Source organism: Kosakonia sp. SMBL-WEM22 (genome assembly GCF_014490785.1).
Lineage (GTDB): Bacteria > Pseudomonadota > Gammaproteobacteria > Enterobacterales > Enterobacteriaceae > Kosakonia.
In genome coordinates this window covers 3748719-3771573 of sequence record NZ_CP051488.1, presented here as the reverse complement: position 1 = coordinate 3771573, position 22855 = coordinate 3748719, and the positions used below count along the sequence as shown (strand labels likewise).

32 protein-coding genes and 4 pseudogenes are annotated in these 22855 nt (G+C 57.2%); 6 read left to right on the top strand and 30 right to left on the bottom strand.

Annotation, left to right across the window (positions count from 1 at the left end; all coding sequences use genetic code 11):
• Positions 1–25: 25 nt before the first annotated feature.
• A complete protein-coding gene (gene trmD, locus HF650_RS18100) occupies positions 26–796 on the top strand; it encodes a tRNA (guanosine(37)-N1)-methyltransferase TrmD (protein WP_187799784.1) in 771 nt (256 codons plus the stop codon).
• 41 nt (positions 797–837) lie between these two features.
• Positions 838–1185 (top strand): 50S ribosomal protein L19, encoded by a 348-nt coding sequence (rplS, locus tag HF650_RS18095; RefSeq protein ID WP_006178051.1) that lies wholly within the window; start codon positions 838–840, stop codon positions 1183–1185.
• 74 nt (positions 1186–1259) lie between these two features.
• Here the strand turns inward: rplS and HF650_RS25360 are convergent.
• Positions 1260–1503, bottom strand: a pseudogene (locus HF650_RS25360) (phage baseplate assembly protein V); the annotation flags it as partial.
• A 71-nt stretch (positions 1504–1574) separates the two neighbouring features.
• Between HF650_RS25360 and HF650_RS18090 the strand changes: the two are divergent.
• Positions 1575–2349, top strand: a pseudogene (locus tag HF650_RS18090) (transposase); the annotation flags it as partial.
• On the opposite strand, the pseudogene HF650_RS18085 reads toward HF650_RS18090, so the two are convergent.
• The 29 genes and pseudogenes from HF650_RS18085 to HF650_RS17945 form a co-directional block, all read right to left on the bottom strand.
• Positions 2345–2794 (bottom strand): annotated as a pseudogene (locus HF650_RS18085) (replication endonuclease); the annotation flags it as partial. The pseudogenes HF650_RS18090 and HF650_RS18085 overlap by 5 nt on opposite strands.
• Before the next feature lie 178 nt (positions 2795–2972).
• Positions 2973–3167, bottom strand: a complete 195-nt coding sequence (locus HF650_RS18080; RefSeq protein WP_187799783.1) for an ogr/Delta-like zinc finger family protein — start codon at positions 3165–3167, stop codon at positions 2973–2975.
• Positions 3168–3248: 81 nt separating this feature from the next.
• Entirely contained in the window at positions 3249–4388 is a 1140-nt protein-coding gene (locus tag HF650_RS18075; RefSeq protein ID WP_187799782.1) for a phage late control D family protein, read from the bottom strand.
• On the bottom strand, positions 4388–4837 hold the full coding sequence (locus HF650_RS18070) for a phage tail protein (protein WP_187799781.1): 450 nt from the start codon (positions 4835–4837) through the stop codon (positions 4388–4390). Before HF650_RS18070 ends, HF650_RS18075 begins: the two co-directional genes overlap by 1 nt.
• Positions 4837–6699, bottom strand: coding sequence for a phage tail tape measure protein (locus HF650_RS18065; protein ID WP_187799780.1), 1863 nt, complete (start codon positions 6697–6699; stop codon positions 4837–4839). Before HF650_RS18065 ends, HF650_RS18070 begins: the two co-directional genes overlap by 1 nt.
• A complete protein-coding gene (locus HF650_RS18060) occupies positions 6692–6811 on the bottom strand; it encodes a GpE family phage tail protein (protein WP_034813568.1) in 120 nt (39 codons plus the stop codon). Before HF650_RS18060 ends, HF650_RS18065 begins: the two co-directional genes overlap by 8 nt.
• 32 nt (positions 6812–6843) lie before the next feature.
• Positions 6844–7125, bottom strand: a complete 282-nt coding sequence (locus HF650_RS18055; protein WP_187799779.1) for a phage tail assembly protein — start codon at positions 7123–7125, stop codon at positions 6844–6846.
• Positions 7126–7187: 62 nt separating this feature from the next.
• Positions 7188–7706: a phage major tail tube protein gene (locus tag HF650_RS18050; protein WP_187799778.1), complete on the bottom strand. Its 519-nt coding sequence runs from the start codon at positions 7704–7706 to the stop codon at positions 7188–7190.
• An 11-nt stretch (positions 7707–7717) separates the two neighbouring features.
• Positions 7718–8899 carry a phage tail sheath protein gene (locus HF650_RS18045; protein WP_187799777.1) on the bottom strand — a complete coding sequence of 394 codons (1182 nt, stop codon included), beginning with the start codon at positions 8897–8899 and terminating at the stop codon, positions 7718–7720.
• A 131-nt stretch (positions 8900–9030) separates the two neighbouring features.
• The gene (locus HF650_RS18040) at positions 9031–9627 is read right to left on the bottom strand and encodes a tail fiber assembly protein (protein ID WP_187799776.1); all 597 of its coding nucleotides are present in this window, start codon (positions 9625–9627) and stop codon (positions 9031–9033) included.
• The gene (locus HF650_RS18035; protein ID WP_187802744.1) at positions 9627–10730 is read right to left on the bottom strand and encodes a phage tail protein; all 1104 of its coding nucleotides are present in this window, start codon (positions 10728–10730) and stop codon (positions 9627–9629) included. Before HF650_RS18035 ends, HF650_RS18040 begins: the two co-directional genes overlap by 1 nt.
• 196 nt (positions 10731–10926) lie before the next feature.
• Complete coding sequence (locus tag HF650_RS18030; protein ID WP_187799775.1) at positions 10927–11523, bottom strand: tail fiber assembly protein; 597 nt, start codon at positions 11521–11523, stop codon at positions 10927–10929.
• Positions 11523–12626, bottom strand: a complete 1104-nt coding sequence (locus HF650_RS18025; protein ID WP_187799774.1) for a phage tail protein — start codon at positions 12624–12626, stop codon at positions 11523–11525. Before HF650_RS18025 ends, HF650_RS18030 begins: the two co-directional genes overlap by 1 nt.
• Before the next feature lie 144 nt (positions 12627–12770).
• On the bottom strand, positions 12771–13382 hold the full coding sequence (locus HF650_RS18020) for a phage tail protein I (RefSeq protein WP_187799773.1): 612 nt from the start codon (positions 13380–13382) through the stop codon (positions 12771–12773).
• Positions 13375–14283, bottom strand: coding sequence for a baseplate assembly protein (locus HF650_RS18015; RefSeq protein WP_187799772.1), 909 nt, complete (start codon positions 14281–14283; stop codon positions 13375–13377). Before HF650_RS18015 ends, HF650_RS18020 begins: the two co-directional genes overlap by 8 nt.
• A gap of 4 nt (positions 14284–14287) precedes the next feature.
• Complete coding sequence (locus tag HF650_RS18010; protein ID WP_187799771.1) at positions 14288–14635, bottom strand: GPW/gp25 family protein; 348 nt, start codon at positions 14633–14635, stop codon at positions 14288–14290.
• Entirely contained in the window at positions 14632–15267 is a 636-nt protein-coding gene (locus HF650_RS18005; protein WP_187799770.1) for a phage baseplate assembly protein V, read from the bottom strand. The genes HF650_RS18010 and HF650_RS18005 overlap by 4 nt, the downstream gene beginning before the upstream one ends.
• Positions 15268–15361: 94 nt before the next feature.
• Positions 15362–15829, bottom strand: coding sequence for a phage tail protein (locus HF650_RS18000; protein ID WP_187799769.1), 468 nt, complete (start codon positions 15827–15829; stop codon positions 15362–15364).
• Complete coding sequence (lysC, locus tag HF650_RS25355) at positions 15792–16037, bottom strand: Rz1-like lysis system protein LysC (RefSeq protein WP_249118853.1); 246 nt, start codon at positions 16035–16037, stop codon at positions 15792–15794. The genes HF650_RS18000 and lysC overlap by 38 nt, the downstream gene beginning before the upstream one ends.
• Positions 15925–16350 carry an Rz-like lysis system protein LysB gene (lysB, locus tag HF650_RS17990; protein WP_187799767.1) on the bottom strand — a complete coding sequence of 142 codons (426 nt, stop codon included), beginning with the start codon at positions 16348–16350 and terminating at the stop codon, positions 15925–15927. Before lysB ends, lysC begins: the two co-directional genes overlap by 113 nt.
• Positions 16347–16856: a lysozyme gene (locus HF650_RS17985; protein ID WP_187799766.1), complete on the bottom strand. Its 510-nt coding sequence runs from the start codon at positions 16854–16856 to the stop codon at positions 16347–16349. Before HF650_RS17985 ends, lysB begins: the two co-directional genes overlap by 4 nt.
• Positions 16840–17061 (bottom strand): HP1 family phage holin, encoded by a 222-nt coding sequence (locus tag HF650_RS17980; RefSeq protein WP_187799765.1) that lies wholly within the window; start codon positions 17059–17061, stop codon positions 16840–16842. Before HF650_RS17980 ends, HF650_RS17985 begins: the two co-directional genes overlap by 17 nt.
• Complete coding sequence (locus HF650_RS17975; RefSeq protein WP_187802743.1) at positions 17052–17255, bottom strand: tail protein X; 204 nt, start codon at positions 17253–17255, stop codon at positions 17052–17054. The genes HF650_RS17980 and HF650_RS17975 overlap by 10 nt, the downstream gene beginning before the upstream one ends.
• A 195-nt stretch (positions 17256–17450) precedes the next feature.
• Positions 17451–17636 carry a hypothetical protein gene (locus tag HF650_RS17970; RefSeq protein WP_187799764.1) on the bottom strand — a complete coding sequence of 62 codons (186 nt, stop codon included), beginning with the start codon at positions 17634–17636 and terminating at the stop codon, positions 17451–17453.
• Between the two features lie 89 nt (positions 17637–17725).
• Positions 17726–19765 (bottom strand): replication endonuclease, encoded by a 2040-nt coding sequence (locus tag HF650_RS17965; RefSeq protein WP_187799763.1) that lies wholly within the window; start codon positions 19763–19765, stop codon positions 17726–17728.
• Complete coding sequence (locus HF650_RS17960) at positions 19766–19987, bottom strand: TraR/DksA C4-type zinc finger protein (RefSeq protein ID WP_187799762.1); 222 nt, start codon at positions 19985–19987, stop codon at positions 19766–19768.
• A complete protein-coding gene (locus tag HF650_RS17955; protein ID WP_187799761.1) occupies positions 19987–20214 on the bottom strand; it encodes a DUF2732 family protein in 228 nt (75 codons plus the stop codon). The genes HF650_RS17960 and HF650_RS17955 overlap by 1 nt, the downstream gene beginning before the upstream one ends.
• 67 nt (positions 20215–20281) lie before the next feature.
• Positions 20282–20620 carry a DUF5347 domain-containing protein gene (locus HF650_RS17950; protein ID WP_187799760.1) on the bottom strand — a complete coding sequence of 113 codons (339 nt, stop codon included), beginning with the start codon at positions 20618–20620 and terminating at the stop codon, positions 20282–20284.
• 37 nt (positions 20621–20657) lie between these two features.
• Positions 20658–21026 (bottom strand): Cro/Cl family transcriptional regulator, encoded by a 369-nt coding sequence (locus HF650_RS17945; RefSeq protein ID WP_187799759.1) that lies wholly within the window; start codon positions 21024–21026, stop codon positions 20658–20660.
• Positions 21027–21141: 115 nt separating this feature from the next.
• Here HF650_RS17945 and HF650_RS17940 point away from each other — a divergent pair, with 115 nt between their 5' ends.
• From HF650_RS17940 to HF650_RS17930, 3 genes and pseudogenes are all read left to right on the top strand, one after another.
• Entirely contained in the window at positions 21142–21987 is an 846-nt protein-coding gene (locus HF650_RS17940; RefSeq protein ID WP_187799758.1) for a helix-turn-helix domain-containing protein, read from the top strand.
• A 6-nt stretch (positions 21988–21993) separates the two neighbouring features.
• A pseudogene (locus tag HF650_RS17935) lies at positions 21994–22113 on the top strand (site-specific integrase); the annotation flags it as partial.
• Between the two features lie 260 nt (positions 22114–22373).
• On the top strand, positions 22374–22814 hold the full coding sequence (locus HF650_RS17930) for a DUF2946 domain-containing protein (protein ID WP_223284201.1): 441 nt from the start codon (positions 22374–22376) through the stop codon (positions 22812–22814).
• Positions 22815–22855: the final 41 nt, after the last annotated feature.

The window sequence follows — 22855 nt, the reverse complement described above, 5'->3', positions numbered from 1 at the left end:
CGGATATACGGTAAAAGACGGCGCTATGTGGATTGGCATAATTAGCCTGTTTCCTGAAATGTTCCGCGCGATTACCGACTACGGGGTAACTGGCCGGGCAGTAAAAAAAGGCCTGCTGAGCATTGAGAGCTGGAGTCCACGTGACTTCGCTCATGACCGGCACCGTACCGTGGACGAACGTCCTTACGGCGGCGGACCGGGAATGCTAATGATGGTGAACCCCTTACGGGACGCCATACACGCAGCGAAAGCCGCGGCGGGCGAAGGCGCGAAGGTGATTTATCTTTCGCCTCAGGGACGCAAGCTTGATCAAGCGGGCGTGAGCGAACTGGCTACTAATCAGAAACTGATTCTGGTGTGCGGTCGCTACGAAGGGATAGATGAGCGGGTAATCCAGACCGAGATCGATGAAGAGTGGTCTATTGGTGATTACGTGCTCAGTGGCGGTGAGCTGCCAGCAATGACGCTGATTGACTCGGTTTCCCGGTTTATTCCGGGGGTGCTGGGCCACGAAGCTTCAGCAACGGAAGACTCCTTTGCTGATGGATTGCTGGACTGCCCGCACTATACTCGTCCTGAAGTGTTAGAAGGGATGGAAGTACCGGCGGTTTTGCTGTCGGGAAATCATGCCGAGATACGTCGCTGGCGTCTGAAGCAGTCGCTGGGCCGCACCTGGCTTAGAAGACCTGAACTTCTGGAAAACCTGGCTCTGACTGAAGAGCAAGCAAGGTTGCTGGCGGAGTTCAAAAAAGAACACGCACAACAGCAGCAACAGAAACATGATGGGATGGCTTAAGCCCTCCAAATATCAGTTTACCCAGGATAAGAGATTAAATTATGAGCAACATCATTAAGCAAATTGAACAAGAGCAGATGAAGCAGGACGTACCTTCCTTCCGTCCGGGCGATACCGTGGAAGTGAAAGTATGGGTTGTTGAAGGTTCCAAAAAACGTCTGCAGGCATTCGAGGGCGTGGTTATCGCTATTCGTAACCGCGGTCTGCACTCTGCATTCACTGTTCGCAAAATTTCCAACGGCGAAGGCGTTGAGCGTGTCTTCCAGACTCACTCTCCGGTAGTTGACAGCATTGCTGTTAAACGTCGTGGTGCTGTACGTAAAGCTAAACTGTACTACCTGCGTGAGCGCACCGGTAAGTCTGCTCGTATTAAAGAGCGTCTTAACTAAGACTGCGCACGCGCTACATCCAAAGCGTGTTATAGAACAAGGGGTTAGCGTAATGCTAACCCCTTTTTTATTGCCGGTGTATCGAGCGTGATGCGCGAGGACGCTTTAACAGTCACCACAGACACCGTGGCGGTAAGGGATTCGGAGGCGGTTACCGTGGTGATTTTGATGCCGCTGACGGTCAGGACCCTGATTTCGGTTCGTACTCAATTATCGCGCCATCGGGGAAAGTTACATGCCACGCATCCGCTGAGGGTGACGGGGCGGGGTTACCGACGGAAAAATGCCCGGCAGCACAAAGGCTGTATTGAGCTCGCCTGATCTGCTTCCGGTTAATTAATACACCACGATGTCAGTAATGTCTTCATAAGCCACATGAGGACATCCCCATGAAGAAGCGTTTTTCCGACCAACAGATCATCAGTATCCTCCTCGAAGCTGAAGCCGGGGTTTCTGCCCATGAGCTCAGCTGTAAGCACGCCATTTCCGACGCAACCTTTTATACCTGGCGCAAGAAGTATGGCGGTATGGAAGTGCCCGGGGTTAAACGCCTGAAGCCGCCTGAGGAAAAGAACGCCAGACTCAGGAAGCTGCTTGCCGAGGCCATGCTGGATAAGGAAGCTCTTCAGGTGGCTCCGGGGCGAAAGTACTGATGACAGGCCACAAGCGGGAAGCCGTTAAGTTTATGTGTGATGCGACCGGTCTGTCGCACCGTCGTGCCTGCAGGCTTACAGGTTTGTCTCTGTCGACCTGCCGCTATAAGGCTCAGCGTCCGGCGGCTGATGCACATTTATCAGGGCGTATCACAGAACTGGCACTCGAACGAAGGTGTTTTAGTTACCGGCGCATCTGGCAGTTAATACGTCGTGAGGGTCTTCACGTCAATCACAAGCGGGTATACCGTATTCACCACCTTAATGGACTGAGCGTAAAACGCAGACGACGCCGTAAAGGACTGGCGACCGAACGGTTTCCGCTTCTGCGCCCGGATACGCCGAACCTTACATGGTCGATGAATTTCGTTATGGACGCACTGGCCAGCGGTCGCAGGATCGAGTGCCTCACCTGTGTGGATGATTTCACGAAGGAATGTCTGACGATCACCGCTGCTTTCGGTATTTCAGGACGCGTATTCTGGACAGCATCGCGCTCTTTCGTGGCTACAGTTATTGACAGAACTCCGAGAGGGCGCGGTCGCGCCCTTAAGGTCAATGGCCAAATCAACGGCACGCTTCGGAACAATTTTCCACTGCGTGAGGCGGGTCAGAACAGGGGAGGCAGCGCCGACCGTTGCGTCGTAGATGCCATGAATGCAGAGAGTCTCCTCACCGTTCTGGTTAAACTCAGCGCGCGGCTCGTAAAGCGTGCGCACCTGCAAATCGGCACGACGCCCAAAGGCGCTGCCCTGGCATTAACATAACCTGCCCAGTCACCTGCGTCAGCGGCATCATGTACCGCTGCAAATTCCGGTCTCGGGATCAGCCAGACGACGCAATTCACGGTATAGAGTCACCGATAACTGAAACTGACGGATGTGCCAGCTAGCGGCCCAGGCAGAAACAGCGGGAGCCGTCTCTTTCATCAACTCACCGCTTTCATCGTCTTTCTTGAAAGCATCTTAACTAAGGCGCCGCACGCGCTACATTAAAAGAGTTTTATTGAACAATTGGTTAGCGTAATGCTAACCCCTTTCTTATTACGGGTAGCGGCAGAATGGCGACAGAAAGACAGGTGATCTACAGGCATAAAAAAAGCCTGCTGATGCAGGCTTAAATGAAAAGCGCACGTCAGCGCAGGCTCGCTGGCGAAGCGGTAGGCGCTGCTGCAGGCCGGACAATATAGCGCGCCAGCGATTCGTGGGTGACAAATGTACATCCGCACTCAACGTTCTGGCACTGGTGATAACGCTCTTTGGTTTCGGTACTGAGGTAGCGGCTTGAGCGCGCATGCGCCGCCTTCTGGCATACCGGACAATGCATCATAGTGGGGTCTCCTTCGTGTTTATGCTAGCTATGATAGCCTTCAATCTTGCAAATACAAATTAAATAATGCATTTGTGATTTTTATTTTGCCTCATACTCAACATCATTGATGCCAACCTCCAGCTCCACGCTGCTGATAAAACCCTTTGTGTCCATGGTGTGAGTCACTTTTTTGATGACCCACCGTGTGTCGTTAATCACTTTTTTAAATCCTGTCACCATTACGGGCATTTCGGGCCGCAGGTCGGCTCTTCCCTGTGCAAGCGTAAAAGAAAACTTTGCACCATTGCGCTGAATAGCGCTCCACTGAGCCTCAGCCGCCCGCATCGCTTCCTCTTTGTTTGCGAAAGTAGTTGAAAGGGTAAGAACATTTTTGTCTGCACCGGCCGTGTAGCCTGTCGACACTTTTTTTTCATTTGCGGCTGCGGTATTGCTCGCTGCCTGAGGATGGGAAAGGGGCGCGACCTTCTCCTGCGAAGATTTTCTTTGCAGCTGGATCTTGTTCAGATTTTTTGGCGTGGCGGTATCTTGCCAGAACGCCGTGACGCCAGCGTAGTTAATGCGATCGGCAATGGAGAATTCATGCTTGTCACCATCACTACGGGCAATGGTGACGGAGGGCAGCGTTTCGCCACCCACCATGCACATACCAGGAACGATGAAAAACAGTTTACCTAGTTTTACGGCGATCTCGGCACCATTACGCCTTGCCAGGCGCGTCAGAAAATTAGCGTCGGACTCATTCGACTGATCGATATGTGCAATCTTAATCTGCGACAGCGCCGCGGGTAGGCTGGTTTGCAGTTTATTGCGAGTGGCAATCTCCTCAACAATGGCGCCAAGCGTTGTATCATGCCAGGAGCCATCCCGTTGGCTGTTCAGGCTGCCGCGAAAATCCGCGCTATTAGCGGTCACTTTAACGCGATCCGGCGCACCTGAATGATAAACATTATCGACGATAAAAGTGCCCATCTCCGTCAGCGCCGTGCCCCGCCAACCAATAGCCAGCGTGATGATATTGTTCCGCTCCGGCATCTGGATTTGCCCATCAGCATCATCCAGCGTCAGCGTAAGCGTATCTGCTTCGAATCCCCGGTTATCGGTGACTGTTAAAGCTATTAGCCGGGACTGAATATTGCCGGTGATATCCTTTTTTCCGAGTTTTAGCGTAAATTCGGGCGTTTTTACCCGCGCCAGCCCGTTCGTAAACGCATTAAGCATTAGACACGCTCCAGTACGTTGGTCGCCCACTGCTTACCCTGGTCATAAATGTCGCCAAACATCGCTTTCAGCGACTCATCGACACGGGTCAGTTTTAGTGTGAAGCTGATTTTGCGCGGCGAACCATCCGGGTAAAAGAGAGTGCCAGTCTCGCTGACGCTATTAATTACATACATCCCGTAAATCATGCCCGTACCCTCAATCAGCGGCCAGGCTTTGCCCTGTTCCGCCATCAGACGCACCGCCGAAAGCGACAGCATGCCGCCGGTGAGTTCCGGGAAGAGTTCGCCGCTGATATCAATCGTGTCGCTTCCGGGGCCAGCAAATTGATAGGCGTCGCGTTTACCGACGCGCGCATTGCTGGCCCAGCTGAAGTTGCTACCGCGTATCATGGTTTGATAGGGCAGGGTCTGCCGCATAAATACAAAGGGTCCCAGAGCCAGCATCATTAGGCATATCCTCCTGTCGCGCTAAATTGTGCAAGGGCGTTATTGCGTTTGTCCTGCTCATGCTGTGCCAGTAGATCTTTAAACTGGCGCACGCCATCGCCGCCGGGCGACATATCTCCCTGCAAGGTGATGTTGTATTCGCTCTTACTTTGATCGACATAGGAACCCCCTGCCGCGGGGTGAGCCGCCTGATAGTTCTCTAAGCGGGGAGGTTGCACTATGCCAAACGCTGCACCGCCAGCAGTAGGTTGCGGCTGCTTATCGGGGCCGGCATCTGCTGATTGTTTGTTAATAACGCCCAGCTTATCCAGCAACCACGTCACTCCCTCAATCAGCAGTTTTAGCGGTTTGAAAGGCAACGTTAACGCTTCAACCAGCAATTGCCCGAATATCTTGCCGGCGTTACCGAACCTCTCCAGGGTTTGTTGGCTGGATTTTACTGGGGTGAGTAGATTGTTGAACCACCCTGCAATGTCACTGATGACTTTACCTATGCCGTCGAAAAGTGGCTGGAAAGGCGCAAACAACTCGGCAATAGGAGCAAACGCCGTTTTGATGCCTTCAATAACGCCGCCAAAGAAGGCGCTAATTGGCTCCCAGTACTTATAGATCAGCAGCGCAGCGGCGGCGACGCCGGCAATAATGGCGACAATCGGTAGCGTGAGTGAGCCAAGCACTGCCGCTATCCCGCCGCAAACGGTGGTAAAGACGCTGCCGAATGTGGTTGCGAGAGTGATAAGCGTGCTGATACCGGTGAATACCGGCGCGATAACGCCCGCCGCGGTGCCGACGGCACCCGCAATACCCACCACGACCGTGGCGATAAGCCCAAAACTCTGCACCAGTCCCTGGTTGTTTTGCACCCACTCTTGCAGCTTGCCAACATAGCGGGTCGCGGTCTGCACCAGCGAGCGCAGAGATGACTCCTGGGTACTGAAGATATCCACGCTCAACGACTGGTAAGCCGCCTGCAGCGCTTCGAGATCCGTGCCGAGGTTACCGACACTGTTCTGCATCGCCGCAGCGGGACCGGCAGCGCTATTCTGCAGTGCAGCGACCGCAGTTCCCGGGGTACTGACACTGTTTTGCAGGGTTGCAACGGCTGTTCCTGAACGGTTTTGCAGCGTAGCGACCGCGGTTCCGGAAGCTGAGGGGGTCTTCTGCACATCGGGCTCTGCGTTACCGGACGTTGCGGCAGGCGCAAGCGGGCTATTTTTCAGCGACGCCTCAAAGCCTGGCTGCATGATTTTTTTGCCCAGTTCAAAGCCGGTCGAGGCAATCGACATACCCCTCGCGCCAATGGCAGAGACCTTTTCGCCTGCGCCGAGAAGGCGCTGCTGTACGGCCTGGATTTTTGCCGCGCGCTGCTGGCGCTGCTCCTGCTTCTGCGCTTGTTCAAGCGCCTGCCGCTGGGCGCTCAACTGGGTGGAAGTCTCACCGATCCGGCTTTGCAGCTGTTGCTTCGCGGATGACGGTGAGGCCGTCGTAATACCGGCTGTTGCCAGCGACTGCTGCTTAGCCGCGATATTTTCACGTAAGGTATCGCGTCGTTGCATGAGCTCAAGTTTCTGATGGGCGGTAAATTCCAGCAGCCTGACTTGTCCGGGCGTCTCAACCACCTCCAGTAGCTTTCTCTGGCGCTGGCGCAAGGCTTCAATGCGTTTATCGACGGCGACGATGGTGTTCTGCGCGCGCGTGATCTCGTCGACCTGCGCAAGCTGGTTATATAAGCCGCGCAGATCTTTCTCCGTTGCTTTGACGTGGTCGGACAGAGAGAGGCTCTCTGTCTGCAACGATTTAAACGGGCGCGTCGCCTGATCAACAGCCGTGAGCAATTCCTCTAATTTTGCGCTGTTACTCATATCTGTTTCCGCTTCGCTGTAGCGCTTTTTCGCGCCAGGTGATGAGTTCTGTCAGGCTCAGGGGGTAAAGTTCTGACGGCGGCCAGTGAAAGATCACCGCAATATCCGCCATCAGATCGTCAACCGACAGAGTGGCCGGAAAAGTTACTGTGCCGAAGCCGGTGACAAAAAACCGACCACCTTGCCCGCCAGCGCAACCATATCGACCAGGTCGAGGGCACCCACTTCCTGCTCCGTCAGCGAGGGTGAAGTGATGCGCGGCAGCACTTTAATCAGCGCGTCGACATCGGCGTTCGCCACCGATGCCAGGCTCAACCCGCGCAGGGTACCGGCGTTGGGTTTCATCAGCGTCACGCTGTTAATTACCTGCTCGCCGCGCTTAACAGGCGTTTCCAGGGTAATCACGTTGTCAGTTTCGTTGCTCATGGCATCCTCACTCTCTTCTTCGCGGGAAAAGGTACCCGGCCAGCAGGCTGACCGGGCGGTTATTACAGGCCGATATTACGGCGGTGCTGCTCAAGGCGATCGACGCCGTTCACTCTCTCCACCATGTTGACGGTGTCTATTTCCACCAGCTCCTGGCCATCCATCGTCAGCTTGAAGTAGCTGCAGACCACGGAGATTTTGGACTCGGTATCTTCGCCCGGCTTGTTCTCACCGGTGTCGATCTCTTTCTGCCGGCCACGCATTACTACTTCAACGGCAACTGTCTCGCCGGTGTCATCGCGCTGGTAGGAGCCGGCAAAGCGAATCGGAACCGCATCGGCGGTGGTGGCACCATAGAGTTCCCAGATGGCGGCATCCGGGAAGCCGCCCAGCGACCACTCCATCGACAGGGCTTCGTCATCGAGCCCCATATCAATCGGTGCTACGCCGTTCATGCCTGCGCCACGGTAGTTCTCCAGCTTGCGGGTCAGCTTCGGCAGCGTGATCGATTTGGCGATCCCCTGATAGCTAAAGCCATTGAGGAACACGTTCATATATTTGAGTTTTCGCGGCATTGCCATCTATCTGTTCCTTACTTGCTGTTAACTGAGGAGACCAGGTTCGCCAGATACTTATCCGTGATGCGCTGGCGCAGGGTCAGGTTTTCCAGAGGCGGCACCGGCGTATAGTCGTAATCGATATAGAGCTTGCCCGCCTTTAGCGATGCCGCGTCATTCGCCTCTTCATCGAACCAGCAGGTGGCATCGATGATGTAGCCATTGCTTTTAAGTTCGCGGAATTTTGCGTTGATGCCGTCAATGATGTCGCGGATCAGCGATGCGGTGACCGGTTTGTCCACCGCCCACATATGCGCGTCAGCCATGGTGTCGGCAATCACCTGCGCGGTGCGGGTGTAGTTTTCAAACAGGAACAGCGGATCGTCGGAGCAGGTACGGTTGCCCCAGAAACGGAAGCCATCTTTGCGAATCAGCGTGGTAATGCCCGCTTCGTTTAGCAGATCGGCATCGGTGCCCGACTCCTGCAGATCCCAGAACACCGGGGTGCTGATGCCGGTAACGCCATTAACGCCAACATTAGAGAGGGTTTTATGCCAGCCTGCGGACTGGTCAATTGCCGCACGCAGACCCAGCGCGCGAGCCGTCGAGTAAGCGACAGAAGAGCTGTTGCTGGCGGTATCCCAGGCGAGGAAATCGGGCCAGATCACCATCAGTTCGCGCTGGCTGAAGTTCTCGCGGTACTTGATCGCTTCAGAAATGGTTTTACAGCCCCAGGCGCTGACATAACCAAAGGCGCGCAGCTTCTGGCAAATCGGTGCCAGCGCGGTAGCGACGTCGAGGCTATCAAGGCCGGGTACGCCAAGAATACGCGGTTTCACGCCGGTCACTGCTTCGGCGGTCAGCAGCGCTTTCAGGCCGGTATATTTTCCGTTTTCGTCGGTGGTGCCGATGATGTTAGAGAGGGTTTGCGCTTGCGCGTCCTCACCGCTGCCTTCGGCAACGCGAACAACAACGATCACCGGTTTTGCCTGGTCGGCAATTGCCTGCAGCGACGCCGCCAGCGTGCCTTGTTTGCCCGCTTTGGCAATTGCGCTCTGCACGTTGGTGATCAGAACCGGTTCATTGAGGGGGAACATCCCTGCGTCTGCATCGCTGGCGGTACAAACCATGCCGACAATGGCCGTTGAGACTGTGGAAATGACGCGCGTGCCATCGTTGATTTCGACGACCTGAACGCCATGATGATAATCACTCATCCGTTTAACTCCGTGGTGTTGGGGTGAGTGCTATTTTCGAGTGTGGCGTCGCGGCGCGCTATTTGTCCGGGTTGGCGAGCGGCTGATACAACAGCGGGGATTAAAAAAAACGGGCCGTAGCCCGTCATCTTTTATTGCGGCTGTTCAGGCCAGGCGATATCGGGCGCAGTACCCGTATCGACCTTTTGCAGCGCCTGGATGTAGCGCATCCAGGTGATAAGCTGCGTTTTATCATCGTCGCTGATGATGCCGAGCTGCAGTTCGGTCTGCCACAGGCTGATGCTGTTTTTCGCACGATTGAGCAGACGGGCTTTGGTTTGCTCTGCCTGCGCGATTTGCGCCGCCTGCTGTGCGGCCTCATCCGTTACCCAGGCGCTGCCGTTCCATAGGTCATAAGGTGTGGCGGGGGCGAGCGGGGTGACATCATCCGGGTAATCGCCCAGCTGCGTCAGCGTTCTCTTCACACCGGTGGCTTTCTCATACACGTCACTGCCGCGATGGTCGGCGGCGTACTCCCAGCCATCCAGCGCTGCGTTGCGGCGCACCGCAAACCCCGGTTTCCCGACCAACGGTTTATCAAGCGTGGAGTTCGCCGGAATACCGACGCCGACGGCAAGATACTCGACGCTGCTGCCGAGGCACTCGCGGCTCAACGCGTCAAAGTTATAGACGGTGGCAGTACCCGCCTGGCTGGCTAAGTGATTTTCGTCAAAAATAGCGGTTGTCATTATGCGGCTCTCACAATGAAGTTAAAGGCAAGGTTGCGTGGACGGGTGCTTCCATAGCCTTCGGCAAACCCGCCGGCATTCATGTCGGCGGCTGCCTGCGGTGTGACCAAAAAGGCATTCATCACGTTCGGATAATCGCTTTTCATCACAGGATCTAACCCGAAGTCACTCCTGGCAGTGGCTACGTTGTCATTGGCATGGATCGGGCTTGCCAGGTTTACCGAGCTAAGCGAGGGATCGTTGATATGGATGGTTCCTTTCTGCCAGCTTAGTAACGCACGGGCAGGATCTGCTCCGCGCCCAGCATCCCAGCCGCGAATAAACTCCCCACGCAGATCCGGCAGCAAGCCGGCCGGATACGCTGCCGCCAGACGCGGATATTTTGTCTTGTCGAACGTGGCGCCATTACAGAGGAACCAGCCAGAGGGCGCGGCTGCCAGCGGCCAGGCAACCGGCGCGCCTACCGGCAGAATGTAGGCATCACTTGCCACGACATCACGCACATATTTGGTATTGGCAATCTGCTGACCGTAGTTACCGATTGGCGCATCCGGAACCGTCGGGATGCCGGTAAAAACCGGGCTGGCGAGCGGCGCATATTGCGGGTGCGGATTAGCGGCTTTGAGGTGGTTACTCAGCAGCTCATCAGCATACTGGCGGGTGGCCAGCACCACCGACGGGTCGATTTTCAGGCTCACCGCCGAGGTTGAGGAGACCACCAGCGCCATACGAATGGTCTGCGTGCGTCCGCTACCCTCCTGCAGTTGCGGTTTATACGTTTCCGGGCAGTTCGCCACCGCGATCAGCACGCCAGCATTGTCATAGAGACCAATTTCACGGATCCAGAAGCCGCCTTCGTTCTCCGGAATAACCTGTTCGGCGATAATCAGGTTCGCGTCGCCAGGGTCGACAAAGAGCATATTGAGTGGCGCAATACGTTTCTGGTTAACCAGCTCTGTTTGTGCGGGATCGGGGGTGGGCAGGGTACCGTTACCGTCGCCGGTGGCCATATGGGTCAGTTTCAGCTGCGTGCCGAGCGCGGTGGCATTCGCAAGCTTCGCGGCCCCCTCGTGGGTCAAAATGGCAAAATATTTCATAGTCAGGCCTTCACTCTCTGTTAGCGATTGAGTAAACGCTATTGTCGCGGGCAGTTTGGGGAAGGGGCTATCGAATGCGGTTGGCTGCCAGGCGGAACAACTTCCCCAGCCTGATGGCGGTTTCGCCTTATCAGGCATTGGCGAAGTGTAGGCCGGGTAAACGTAGTGCCACCCGGCAAAACGGGCCGCAGCCCGTCATCTTTTATTGCGGCTGTTCAGGCCAGGCGATATCGGGCGCAGTACCCGTATCGACCTTTTGCAGCGCCTGGATGTAGCGCATCCAGGTGATAAGCTGCGTTTTATCATCGTCGCTGATGATGCCGAGCTGCAGTTCGGTCTGCCACAGGCTGATGCTGTTTTTCGCACGATTGAGCAGACGGGCTTTGGTTTGCTCTGCCTGCGCGATTTGCGCCGCCTGCTGTGCGGCGTCGTCCGTTACCCAGGCGCTGCCGTTCCATAGGTCATAAGGTGTGGCGGGGGCCAGCGGGGTGACATCATCCGGGTAATCGCCCAGCTGCGTCAGCGTTCTCTTCACACCGGTGGCTTTCTCATACACGTCGCTGCCGCGATGGTCGGCGGCGTACTCCCAGCCATCCAGCGCTGCGTTGCGGCGCACCGCAAACCCCGGTTTCCCGACCAACGGTTTATCAAGCGTGGAGTTCGCCGGAATACCGACGCCGACGGCAAGATACTCGACGCTGCTGCCGAGGCACTCGCGGCTCAACGCGTCAAAGTTATAGACGGTGGCAGTACCCGCCTGGCTGGCTAAGTGATTTTCGTCAAAAATAGCGGTTGTCATTATGCGGCTCTCACAATGAAGTTAAAGGCAAGGTTGCGTGGACGGGTACTGCCATAGCCTCCGGCATACCCGTTGGCATCTATGTCGATGGCTGCCTGCGGTGTGGCGAAAAAGGCATTCATCACGTTCGGATAATCGCTTTTCATCACAGGATCTAACCCGAAGTCACTCCTGGCAGTGGCTATGTTGTCATTGGCATGAATCGGGCTTGCTATGCCTACCGAAGTGATTGAAGGGTCGTTGAGGTTTATGGTTCCTTTCTGCCAGCTTAGTAACGCACGGGCAGGATCTGCTCCGCGCCCAGCATCCCAGCCGCGAATAAACTCGCCGCGCAGGTCTGGCACTAAACCGGCCGGATACGCTGCCGCCAGGCGCGGATACTTTGCTTTGTCGAACGTGGCGCCATTACAGAGGAACCAGCCAGAGGGCGCGGCTGCCAGCGGCCAGGCAACCGGCGCGCCTACCGGCAGAATGTAGGCATCACTTGCCACGACATCACGCACATATTTGGTATTGGCAATCTGCTGACTGTAATTACCTACCAGCGCGTCCGGAACCGTCGGGATGCCGGTAAAAACCGGGCTGGCGAGCGGCGCATATTGCGGGTGCGGATTGGCGGCCTTGAGGTGGTTATCCAGTAGATCATCAGCATACTGGCGGGTGGCCAGCACCACCGACGGGTCGATTTTCAGCGTCACCGCTGCCGTTGAGGAGACGACTACCACCATACGGATGGTCTGCGTGCGTCCGCTACCCTCCTGCAGTTGCGGTTTGTAGGTCTCCGGGCAGTTCGCCACCGCAATCAGCACGCCAGCATCGTCATAGAGACCAATTTCACGGATCCAGAAGCCGCCTTCGGTTTCCGGGATCACCTGCTCGGCAATAATCTGGCTGCCATTTTTCGGATCAATCGAGAGCCGGTTTAGCGGCGCGATACGCTTCTGGTTAATTAGTTTGGTCTGCGCCGGATCGGGTGTAGGCAGCTGGCCATTGGCATCGCCGACGGCCAGCTGCGTCAGGTTAATTTGCGTGCCCAGCGCGGCAGCATTCGCAAGCTTTGCCGCCCCCAGGTTAGTCAAAATAGCGAAATACTTTGCGGTCATGCATACGCTCTCAGATTGTTTGTTGAGAAGTGAACGATGGCGATATTTTCCGTTCAGCCGCAGGCAAACTCCATTGAGGGGCGTTGGGTGCGAACTCACACAACAGGGCAGATAAAAAAAACGGGCCGTAGCCCGAAGGGAGGATTAAACCGTGATGGTGAGGCTATCAATCAGGTGGATCGCCGATGCTGCATAACTTTCGCCGCCGACAACAATCTCTTCCGGCGTGTAGGGGTAAACGGTGAGCTCTTCGCCGAGGTAGCAGGCCGCGCCGACGTAGCACTCGCCCTGGCTACTGAGGCTGATATTCAGTTCCGTCAAATGGCGACTTGCCGGTTTGGCATCGTTAATCAGCCGCTCCAGCTCCTGGTACGTCTCCTCGGTAATGCCATTTTCCTGAACGCCGATCACCAGCCGAAAGGTGCCAGGCTCGCCGTTGTCCTGCCACCACTCGCGCAGCTCAATCAGGAAGCCAAGCGGCTCCACCACGCGGTGAATGGCGCTGCGTGTTCCTTTATGTTGATGGACGAAAAAGGAGGCGGCGATCACCTTCCGTTTGGTCGCTTCCGGCCAGTTAAAATCCCAGCGGTCAACGGAGAGTGCCCACGCAAGGTAAGGCAGTAGCTCGGCCGGGCAGGTTAGCGGGTCCCAAAGCGTGCGCAGCGGCACCGGTACGCGTGAAATCTGCGCCGCCGCGTGTGCTGTCGCCACCTCGAGAACCGATGAGCCAACAGGCAACAGACGGTCGTCACTCATCGGTACCTCCGGTGGTGATTTTCCACGCCGTACACCAGGAAGCCTGGCTCTGATCGAGCACGATATCTTTCTGCGGTGCGTTCAACACCACCCGCTGTACGCCCTCGACGTGAAGCGCGGCGTAGATGGCCGACAAGCGGATATCGCGTCCCAGTCGGCGCTGGGCGGTGATGTAGGCTTTCAGCTTCTGCTCAGCCGCCTGGCGTATCGGCTCCGATTCAGGCCCGGGGTAGAGAAAAAGCGTGGCATCAATCTGGTAGGGCACAATCTTCGCGCTCTGTACCGTCACGCGATCGCCGACCGGACGCACATCCTCTGCGTTAAGCGCCTTATCGATAATCGCCAGCAGTTCAGAACTCGCGGTGCCGTCGCCTTCGCGGGAGAGCACTGAGATGGTGACGCAGGCAGGCGACGGGCTGACGGCGGAGATATCCGCCACGCGACCATCGGCGCTGCGGCCATGATACTCATAGGCGCCCACCGGGCCGGCAACGCTTAGCCCCTCAAAAGCCTGCTGCGCGCGCAGGCGTAAATCGGTGTCGGACTCCATCACCGCAGGCGTCGGTGGGAAGGTGCTCTCATTGGCGGGGGCGATCACCAGCCGCGCAGTGTTGCTGTTCGCCGCGACAGCATCGAGATCGCCGCCTGAGGCATACGCCAGCATCACCGCGCGGGCCGCTTCGTTGACGCGCTGGCGCCAGACCACTTCGCGGTAAGCATTCTCTTCGAGAAACTTGGTCAGCGGCTCGGACTCCAGCGCCAGCGTGCGGGTAACCGCCTCCTGCTGGTCGGCGGGAAAGAGTGAAACAAGGGTCGTTTTGCGCTCATCCAGAATGCGCTCATAATCCAGCGCCTCGACGACAGCGGGCGCGGGAAGTTGGCTCAGATCGATAATCGGCATGGTATCAACTCACAGGAAGGGTTAAAGAGAGGGACTCGCCGGTGGTGGCAAGCTGGCCGGTCAGATTGACCACCATCTTGCCGTCGAACTGGCGTTCGGCCGTCACCGCACTAAGGGTGATGCGCGGCTCCCATTTCAGCAGCGCCATATAGCAAGCCACCTGAATTTGCAGCGCCAGTGCCGGGGTTTGCGGCTGATCGAGCATCTCGAACAACAATGAACCGTAATCGCGGCGCATTACGCGCGAGCCTACCGGTGTGCGCAGAATATCGCTGATGCTCTGACGGATATGGTCGACGTCGGTCAGGCTGCGCCCGGTGGTGCGATCGAGGCCGAAATAACGTGCTGTCATAAAGGTGCTCCTGTGGTGCCGCCGCTGTCGCCGGGGTGTTTGTGGCTATGCAGCACTTTGCCGTTCGAGGTGAGTGAACCGCCGCTGTGCGTCACATTGCCGCTCATCGTGCCGCCTTTTTGCACCTCCAGTGTGGCGGTGATCAGCTTATTGGTGCAGACCACTTCCGGCGTATCAAGGATGATGCGCGTCGACGCTTTCACCAGCACTTGCGGTACGCTGGCGGTAATCGACTGGGACGCTGTAATATCGGCGGTTTTAATACCGCTCACCGTCAGGGCGCTGCTCTGCGGTTCATATTCAAACACCGCGCCATCGGGAAACATGACGTGCCAGGCGTCCGCCGAGGCGGAGGGGGCCGGATGATCGTTGGCATAAATCCCCGGCATAACGAAAGCGGTCTCCAGCTCGCCGCCGACCGCAAGCAGTAACACCTGCTCATCGACGGAGGGCGCCCACCAGCTGCGCGAACGCCCGGCGCGGTGGGTTAACCACTGCAACCAGTCGGTCACGATACCGCCGGTCTGTACCCGGCAGCGGCCTGCTTTGAGGTCGACCTCAACGATAATTCCGGTGCGGATCATATTGCGAAGCTGGCGAGCCAGCTCGTGAAGCGAAAGTTGTCTATTCATAAGCGAAATGGTGCTATGCGTCCCCGGTTTTGAAAATTGAACAAGGCTGTCCGGCTTTTGGCACAACGCAGCCCGTGGCGTATGGCGCAGGCGATCACGCCTGCCAGCGGCTCACCAGCTCGCCGTTGATATAGAGCTCTTTCGGGCGGGTGACGAAGGCCGGCGGCAGCGGCTCCGGCAGCGTTTCGGCAATCAGCGCGCCGTTGACCTCTTTCACTTGGGTGCGCTCGGTCAGTTGCAGCACCATCGTCACATCCTGCGTGCCGTCGTCATTGGCCAGCAACGTCCAGCTAAAGCCGCCTTTCTGCCCCGCTTCAACGGAGAGAATGTCGGGCTGGTTATCGCGCAGCCACGCCATCACCGGCACAAACAGTGTGTCGATATCACTGCGAAAACCGGTAATAGCCACATTGAGACTGAACTGTTTTTCAAACGACAGGGAGCTGGCGAGCGTGGCGATATTGCTGCCTTTATCGACCCACAGACGCAGCATCGAGGGGGTATCGTGCAGCGCCGGAACGGCGTTAATCAGGGCGCTGCGCAGAGAGTTGGGTTTTAGCATTGATCTCATCCTGGCAATGTTTAAGCGTTTCGATTTGCAGCGCGCACTGCACCAGCGCACGCTCAAGCTGGCGGATATCGGCGCTCAAGTCGCCGTTAGTTTGCGGCGCGCTTGCCGGCATCGGACAGAGGCTGACCTGCGGGCAGCTGTTGTAAACAATGAGCGGCGGAGGGGCAGGCGGGGCGCTGGTGCACCCGGCGCACAGCATCAGGTAACTCAGTGCGGTACCAGTGGCGAAAGGCCTCATTCTCATTTAATAACCTCGTAATCGCGTTTTCTCGCTGCAGTGCCTTCGCGCTGGCGGCATCGAGCCGCTGGCGCAACGTAACCTGCGCCTGCTGGTTCTTTGCCGCCAGTTCGGCAGTGGCGTTGAGGGTGCTTTTAAGGCGCGTAAGGGTGGCACTTTGCTCGCGCGTCAGCTGCTGCGCGTTGGCCAAAGAGGCGCGTAGGGCGTAATTTTGCTCAACGAGCCAAAGCCCACTTAGCGCCGTCAGCAGCAGCGCCGCCAGGCGGGCGTTCATTGCACCCCCTGCAGGCACCATGTGCGCTCGCGCTGGCGGCGGTTTTCCAGGCCGCGGTTGCGTACCCCATCGACATAGACCCAGCGCGGCAGCTGATCGCAGGCCTGTTTCCACGCCTTCTGGCGCAGGTACCAGGCAAGCGTTGAGGCGCATGCCGCGCCGCTGCCGACGTTAAAGGTGAAACTGACCATTGCGTCATAAACCGGTTGCGGCATCTCTACCGGTATGCATTGCGCCAGGCGGCGTTCAACGTGTAATACATCGGCAACCAGATTGGCAGCAGCCTCCTTTTCGCTGATATCGCGCGTAGGAACCACCTTCGCCGTGTGGCCAATACCCGAAGTCCAGACGCCTGCGCTGCACTGATAGGGGCGCAGGCGGCAGCCTTCGAGATCGGTAATCAGCGCTAATCCCGCCTGCGAGGTGTGTAGTAGATGAAAATCGGGTAGCAGGAGCGCCAGCGCCAGCACCGCCGCTGCGCTACAGCGTTTAACGGGGAAGCCCATTGACCACCTCCTGGCTCACTGCGCAGGATTTGAGGAACAGATAGCTTTTACGGCGGTAATACCAGTTCACGCCGACTGTCATGACGACGCCGAATGAGCCGAAGTAAGCGGCAAAATCTTGCGGCGTCACGGCGCCAAAAAAGGTCAGGGCGACGCTAATCCAGTAGGCCAGCGACGAGCTGATTCTCTCGATACTTACGCCCATAGATTCACCGTCTCTTGCATAGACTGGGCCGCAATATCTGGCAGATTAATGGCGGTACCATGCGGGAGAACTATGCCCCGTTCGGCAAGGCCGGGATTGGCGCCCAGCACGCTTTCGACAACGCCTGCTGTTCGCCCGTAGTAGCGCAGACAGACCAGATCGAGGGTGTCGCCTTGTTGAGTTATCACATTCATCGTTTTGCGTCTCTTACCGTCCGGAAACTTTTCCATGGTTAAGTTTCCGCAACGGAGAGGAGAAGCGCTATGCATTGACGCTGGCGCGTGGTTGGCACAACAAGGGAGAAGAAAAAGCGGCGCACCGGGCGAGGGAAACGCTAGCCGGTGCGTAAGAGTACGGTTAAGAGAGTAGCCAGGATCGGGTTCAACGGGCTATTCGGCTTTGTAATAAATATCCTCATCATCGGGAGTAGTGTTCTCGCTCTCCGCCAGATCCGCGATCAGGCTTAAGGCCAGCTTCAGGTCGGAAGGCTTGCAGTTGGCGATAAGCGACACCTCGGCAATGAATTGCACGCATGCCCATTTGTGCTGAGTCTGATTTAGTCGTTCAAAGACCATGAATTCCTCTCATGAATTCTCTTACTGTATGTTTATACAGTATCATAGGCTGGATATTTATGGGAAGCGAAGATTATTTTGTCTTATCACTATGTTGCTGATAAAAAAACAGTATTGTGAAGTGACAAATATTCTGACCATCTATCACTTGCCAAAAAGTCATTATTCTTAATGATGTTGAGAGCGCTTTTCGAGCGCATATTTCGTTCACAGAGGATATCTTCCCGCAACCAGCGGGTGAGTTGCCGGCGCTGGTCATTTGTTAACGGTTTAGCCGGCTCGAAGGGCGTACAGTTATTGACAGAACTCCAAGCGGCCGCAGTCGCGCCCTGAAAAACCGCCACCGCGCGCTTCGGCACGATGGTCCATTTTTTCAGGCGAGTTAGTACCGGCGAGCCGTTGCCGATCGTCGTGTCATACACACCGCGAATACGAACCGTCGGTTCGCCGTACTGGTTACATCTCTCCTCTGTTTCATACAGCGTGCGAACCTGCAAATCGTCCCGACGCACAAACGGGCCGCCCTGGGCGTTGACGTAGCCGGCCCAGTCGCCGTTATCAGCGGCATCATGCACGTCGGCAAACTCGACGCTCAGCCCTTTAGCCGTGGCGCTGTCGGCCATTTTGCGTAATTCGCGGTAAACAGTGACCGGTGCGCCGCCGACAAACTGAAACTGGCGGATATGCCAGCGCGCCGCCCAGGCGGAGACCGCGCAGGCGCTCTCTTTCAGCGGCGCGTCCGTCTCGTGGTCGGTTTCATTCTCCAGCGCGTAACCGTCAATATTCTTGGCGATATACTTTGCCACATACCCCGTTGCGCTCCCCTTTTGCGCATCGATCGCTTCGGCATGAAAGCGGGCTTTCCGCGCCTTGTCGCTGCGTAGCTCCTCGCTATCTTGCTGGTGGGCAAAATCGCGCAGGATCTCGCTTACCTTCTCTCTCTCCTGCGGCTGCATAAAAAGCAGCAAGTGCCAGTGCGGGGTGCCATCATGATGCGGCTCCGCAACGCGAATACCAAAAATGCGCAGGCCGTCACGGTGCAGCCTCGCGCGAATGCGCGCCCACAGGCGGGTGAAGTAACCCTGGGTTTGCGCCGGGCTGGCGCCGTTCCATTTCAGGTTGCGATGCCCGGTGTGGGATGTGGCGTGAAAGGCGGCAGGCGCAGTAAGGGTGTAAAACTCGCCGACGTAACCGAGGGAGCGACAGATAGTTTCGAAACCGCGAATGCGCGTCATCAGCTCGCAGCGGCGGATCGCCGGGTTGGCTATCGACCCGTCATGCTTACCAATCAGGCTGATGCGGTTTCCCTCTTCATCTTCCAGCTCCATGCTTTTCAGAAACGCCCGTTGGCGGCGCTTCTGTTCGCGCCAGGTGGTAATGCAATCCCGGCTGGCGTAGGGCTGTGTTTTGCGGCTCACCAGCCCCAGCGCGATGTGCAGATGCTCGCGCCACTGGGCGGCGGCCCGGCGAAGATGGCCACGCCACCACTGCTCGCTGAAGAGGCGGATCACCGCCGGGGCGAGATCCTCCGCGCAGACGCGGCGTTGCGTGACGCGCTGCCAGTGCGGCGGGGTAACATTAAACTGCAGGGCGATAAGCGCAGCGTGGTGATACCAGCGGTGCAGGGTTTTCAGCTCGGTCTGCTCATCGACATCAAGATCTGCCAGCTCGCCACGGATAAAGTGGGCGATATCTTCCGCCAACTGGTCGACGCTGGCCCGGTTACAGTCCGCTAACTGGTTGTAGCGGTTAACCAGATCGACCAGCCGGCCAGCCAGCGCCTGCTGGAAAGCCGTGTCGAAATGGCCGTGAAAGAGCGCCTTTGAGACGCGTGATTGTAAATAATCGATCTGGTAGCGGGCATTCACCGCCTTTAGCCGCGGCAGGGTTTGCCTGGCGAAATGCAGCAGAAAGGCGTGCGCACGTGCAGAACCATGCGCCTTTTCCAGCGCCTGCTCTGTGCGGCTGATGGAGAGACGCACGCAGGCAGGCTGCAGCGCCAGCGCACGACGCGCCTGCAGCACCGCCGCAATGTGCTGATTGCGGCGGTGCTGTTCGGCGTGGGTCAAATAGGGGCTGGCGACAGCGCTGCGTGGCGCGTTCCAGGGGTAAGCCAGGCTGACAGCCACTTATCCTCTCCTGAAGTGCTTATCTTTCAGTTCAGCGATCTGCTGGCAGCTGACGCAGCAGGTAACTCCTGGCAGTGCCATGCGACGTGCCTCGGGGATTGGCATGTCGCAGTATTCGCAGGTTAAGCGCGAGGGGAGCAGTAAGCGGCGGCGGGCGTGCAGAATATGCCGCTCGCGCTCCTCCATTTCGCGTTGTTGAACGCCATCCATTTCATCGGCCATCAGTGCAGCTCCAGCGACTGGTTATCGATATGGGTCGCTTCCTGACGCAGCAGCTCGGCGGCGGCGCTCCAGTCGAGGCGCTGGGAGGCAATAAAGCTCGCCAGCGTATCAAGGCGGGCAGAAACGACACCGGCGCAGCGCAGGCGTTCGTTATTGCGGGCTTCAGCCAGCAGCAGCGTGATTTCATCGCCGCTGCGGGCGAGGGGGTGAAGTGCGGTCTTTCTCATAGTAACTCTCCTGAATTTGGGCAAAGGGAGGCCCGACGGGTTGACGTCTCGGTGTTGAAATTAGGGGCTAAAGCGGCATAGTTAGCCGTTTCGGAAACAGGCTGACAACGACGCGAAAGTGGTTCATGGCAGCAACCAGCGCGCGCTTCTCCTCGAGGGTAAGCTGATGCGGGTCAAGTGTCTGGCGGGCCCTGGGGACGCGGGCGAGAAAGAAGAGCGCCGCCAGCGCCCGGGCGTTCGCTTCATACTGCTCGTCGCGTCTGTCGCGCAGATCGTCGATAAAGCGCGCTACCTCGCTCCAGCTGTCGCCCCAGTGGCGACCGCGAAGTTCGCTGATGTGGTTTAACCCGGTAAGCCGCTGGCCGGCACTCAGCGGTGTACTGGCGGTAGGGGAGGTGATCGCCATAGTTCCTCCTGCGTGACTGTAAACTCGCAAATGCAAACTAACTGAATGAGGCGGCGGAGTGCCGAACGATGTCGTTGCAGCCGATAGCCTGCTGCATTAACTTATCGCGCCACGCTTTGACATTAATCAGCATACAGCTGCGTTTACCGGCGTCGGTATGCTCGCGGGTCGGGGCGTTAAGCCGCAAGCCCTCATCGAGCCGCTGCCACACCAGATATTCGCTGATACCAAGCATTACGGCAAAATCCTGCATCGTCATTGCATCGGCCATCGCCGGGCGGATCAGGGTTTGCAGCGCCGGTAGCAGGGCAGGGATTAGCTTATCCCTCTGCCCATGCGAAAAGGTGCTGAATTGCATTTGAGAGCCGGATAACGGATGCGACGGCATTGATTTTGCATCTGACATATCGCATTATCTCCTGTTGTTTGAAATGTAGTGCAACGCTGTGCATTTTGGTCGATGAACAGCAATATAGATCGCAAATGCGATTGTGTAAATCACTTTTTCGATGTTGGTATCCATGAGTGAAAACAAGATGAGTGTTCAGGATGTGGTGGAGCGCATTGCAGCCTCCTACTCCGTATCCAGTCAGAAAGCGCTTGCCGAGGCGCTTGATGTGCCGGCGAACAATATCAGCAGCTGGATCCAGCGGGAAAGCGTGCCCTATAAAGCGGTGGTCAAATGCGCGCTCGATACCGGCGCGGATCTGCACTGGCTGGTAAACGGTGAGTTTGCAAATGCGAAGCTGGTCGAGAAGCCACAGGTAAAAGGTAAGGCGCTGTATGAGGAGATCCTCTCGGCGGGTGGACGCCCGGTGCTGCGGCGTATCCTTGACGCCTACGGCTTCCAGATGCAAAAGGAGCTGGGCGATTTGCTCGACATCTCTTCAGGCACCATCAGCACCTGGGTGCGCCGCGACTTCTTCCCTGGTGATGTGGTGGTCACCTGTGCGCTGGATACCGGTGTCTCCCTGAAGTGGCTGGCAACCGGGCAGGGTGAGATGTACCCGGCACCGGCTGCTTCGCAGAACGATGGTGTCATTACCCTTCCGAAATTCCGCCATGAGTCTGGCGAGCTGAAAGAGGCGGGCGTCTGGATATTAGATCCTTCGCTGGCACCGGCTGCTACCGATAGTCTGCGCTTTATCGACGGATTACATGCCGGCTGGCTGGTGGATACCGCCGCGCAGAAGGTTGGCAACGGGCGCTGGGTGATTGGCATTGATGACGCACTCGATGTCTTTGATGTCGTGCGCTTGCCCGGCGGTAAAGTGCGCCTGAGCAATAATGCGGTCGATTTTGAGTGCGGTGTAGCGGAGATCGCGCCGTACGGCGTGGTGCTCTTCACGCTGGAAAAGCATGTGTAAGCGGCAATGACGGTCAGTAAACAGAGGTGCGTGAAAGGGGTCTGTGAAGTCTATCATCAGGGGCGCGACGGGCGGCATATTCGCCGACAGTTCTCCACCAAAGGTGAAGCGGAAGCATTCGACGCCAGAGCGCATCCTGATCCGCTGGCCGCGTTTGATGGCTGCAACGTAGCGGCAGGAGATGCATGACTTTGCATTTCACTGCACTTAACCTGCCTGATGTACCGGGAAAATCAAAGCACAGGCCGCATGATGTGGGGCGGCTGCTAAAGCGGCTTAACTAACTATTCTGGCCTTTAAGCACAATGTTTTGTCTCTTCAGGTAAAATTATTAACCTTCTGATGATGTTTACTTTACAATGCCGCTTCGACCTGAAGGAGATGCGGTGAAGTACGTTTTTCATCCTACGAGAGCCCAACGCGCAGCCCTGTGGCTGGGGCTGTTTGCGATCCTGCTGATCCTCGTCGCCCCCCTTATTTCAACTGCCCTGCAAAAAGATCCGATGAGCGCGATGCCCGGTATGCATCATGAGATGAGCATGCCAATGCCCGCGCAGAACGATCATGCACACCACGATCATGCCCACCATGAGATGTCGCAGCCAGAGAGCCCGCCGCCTGCCATGCCGCTCGATCACGCTGAAGCGTGCGGTTACTGCGTGCTGCTGGCGCATGTTCCCGGCCTGATTTTCCTGCTTGTTCTGCTGCTGCTGGGACGTGTGCTGCGCGTGACCTGCACGCCTGCCCGCACGCGCCCGCGGCTGTGGCACTTTATCCCCTGGCTTTGGCCGGACACCCGCGCGCCGCCGCATTTCCGCTTTTCCTGACCCCAAAATAGTGTTCCGCCTGTGCGGAATGGCACACCTTT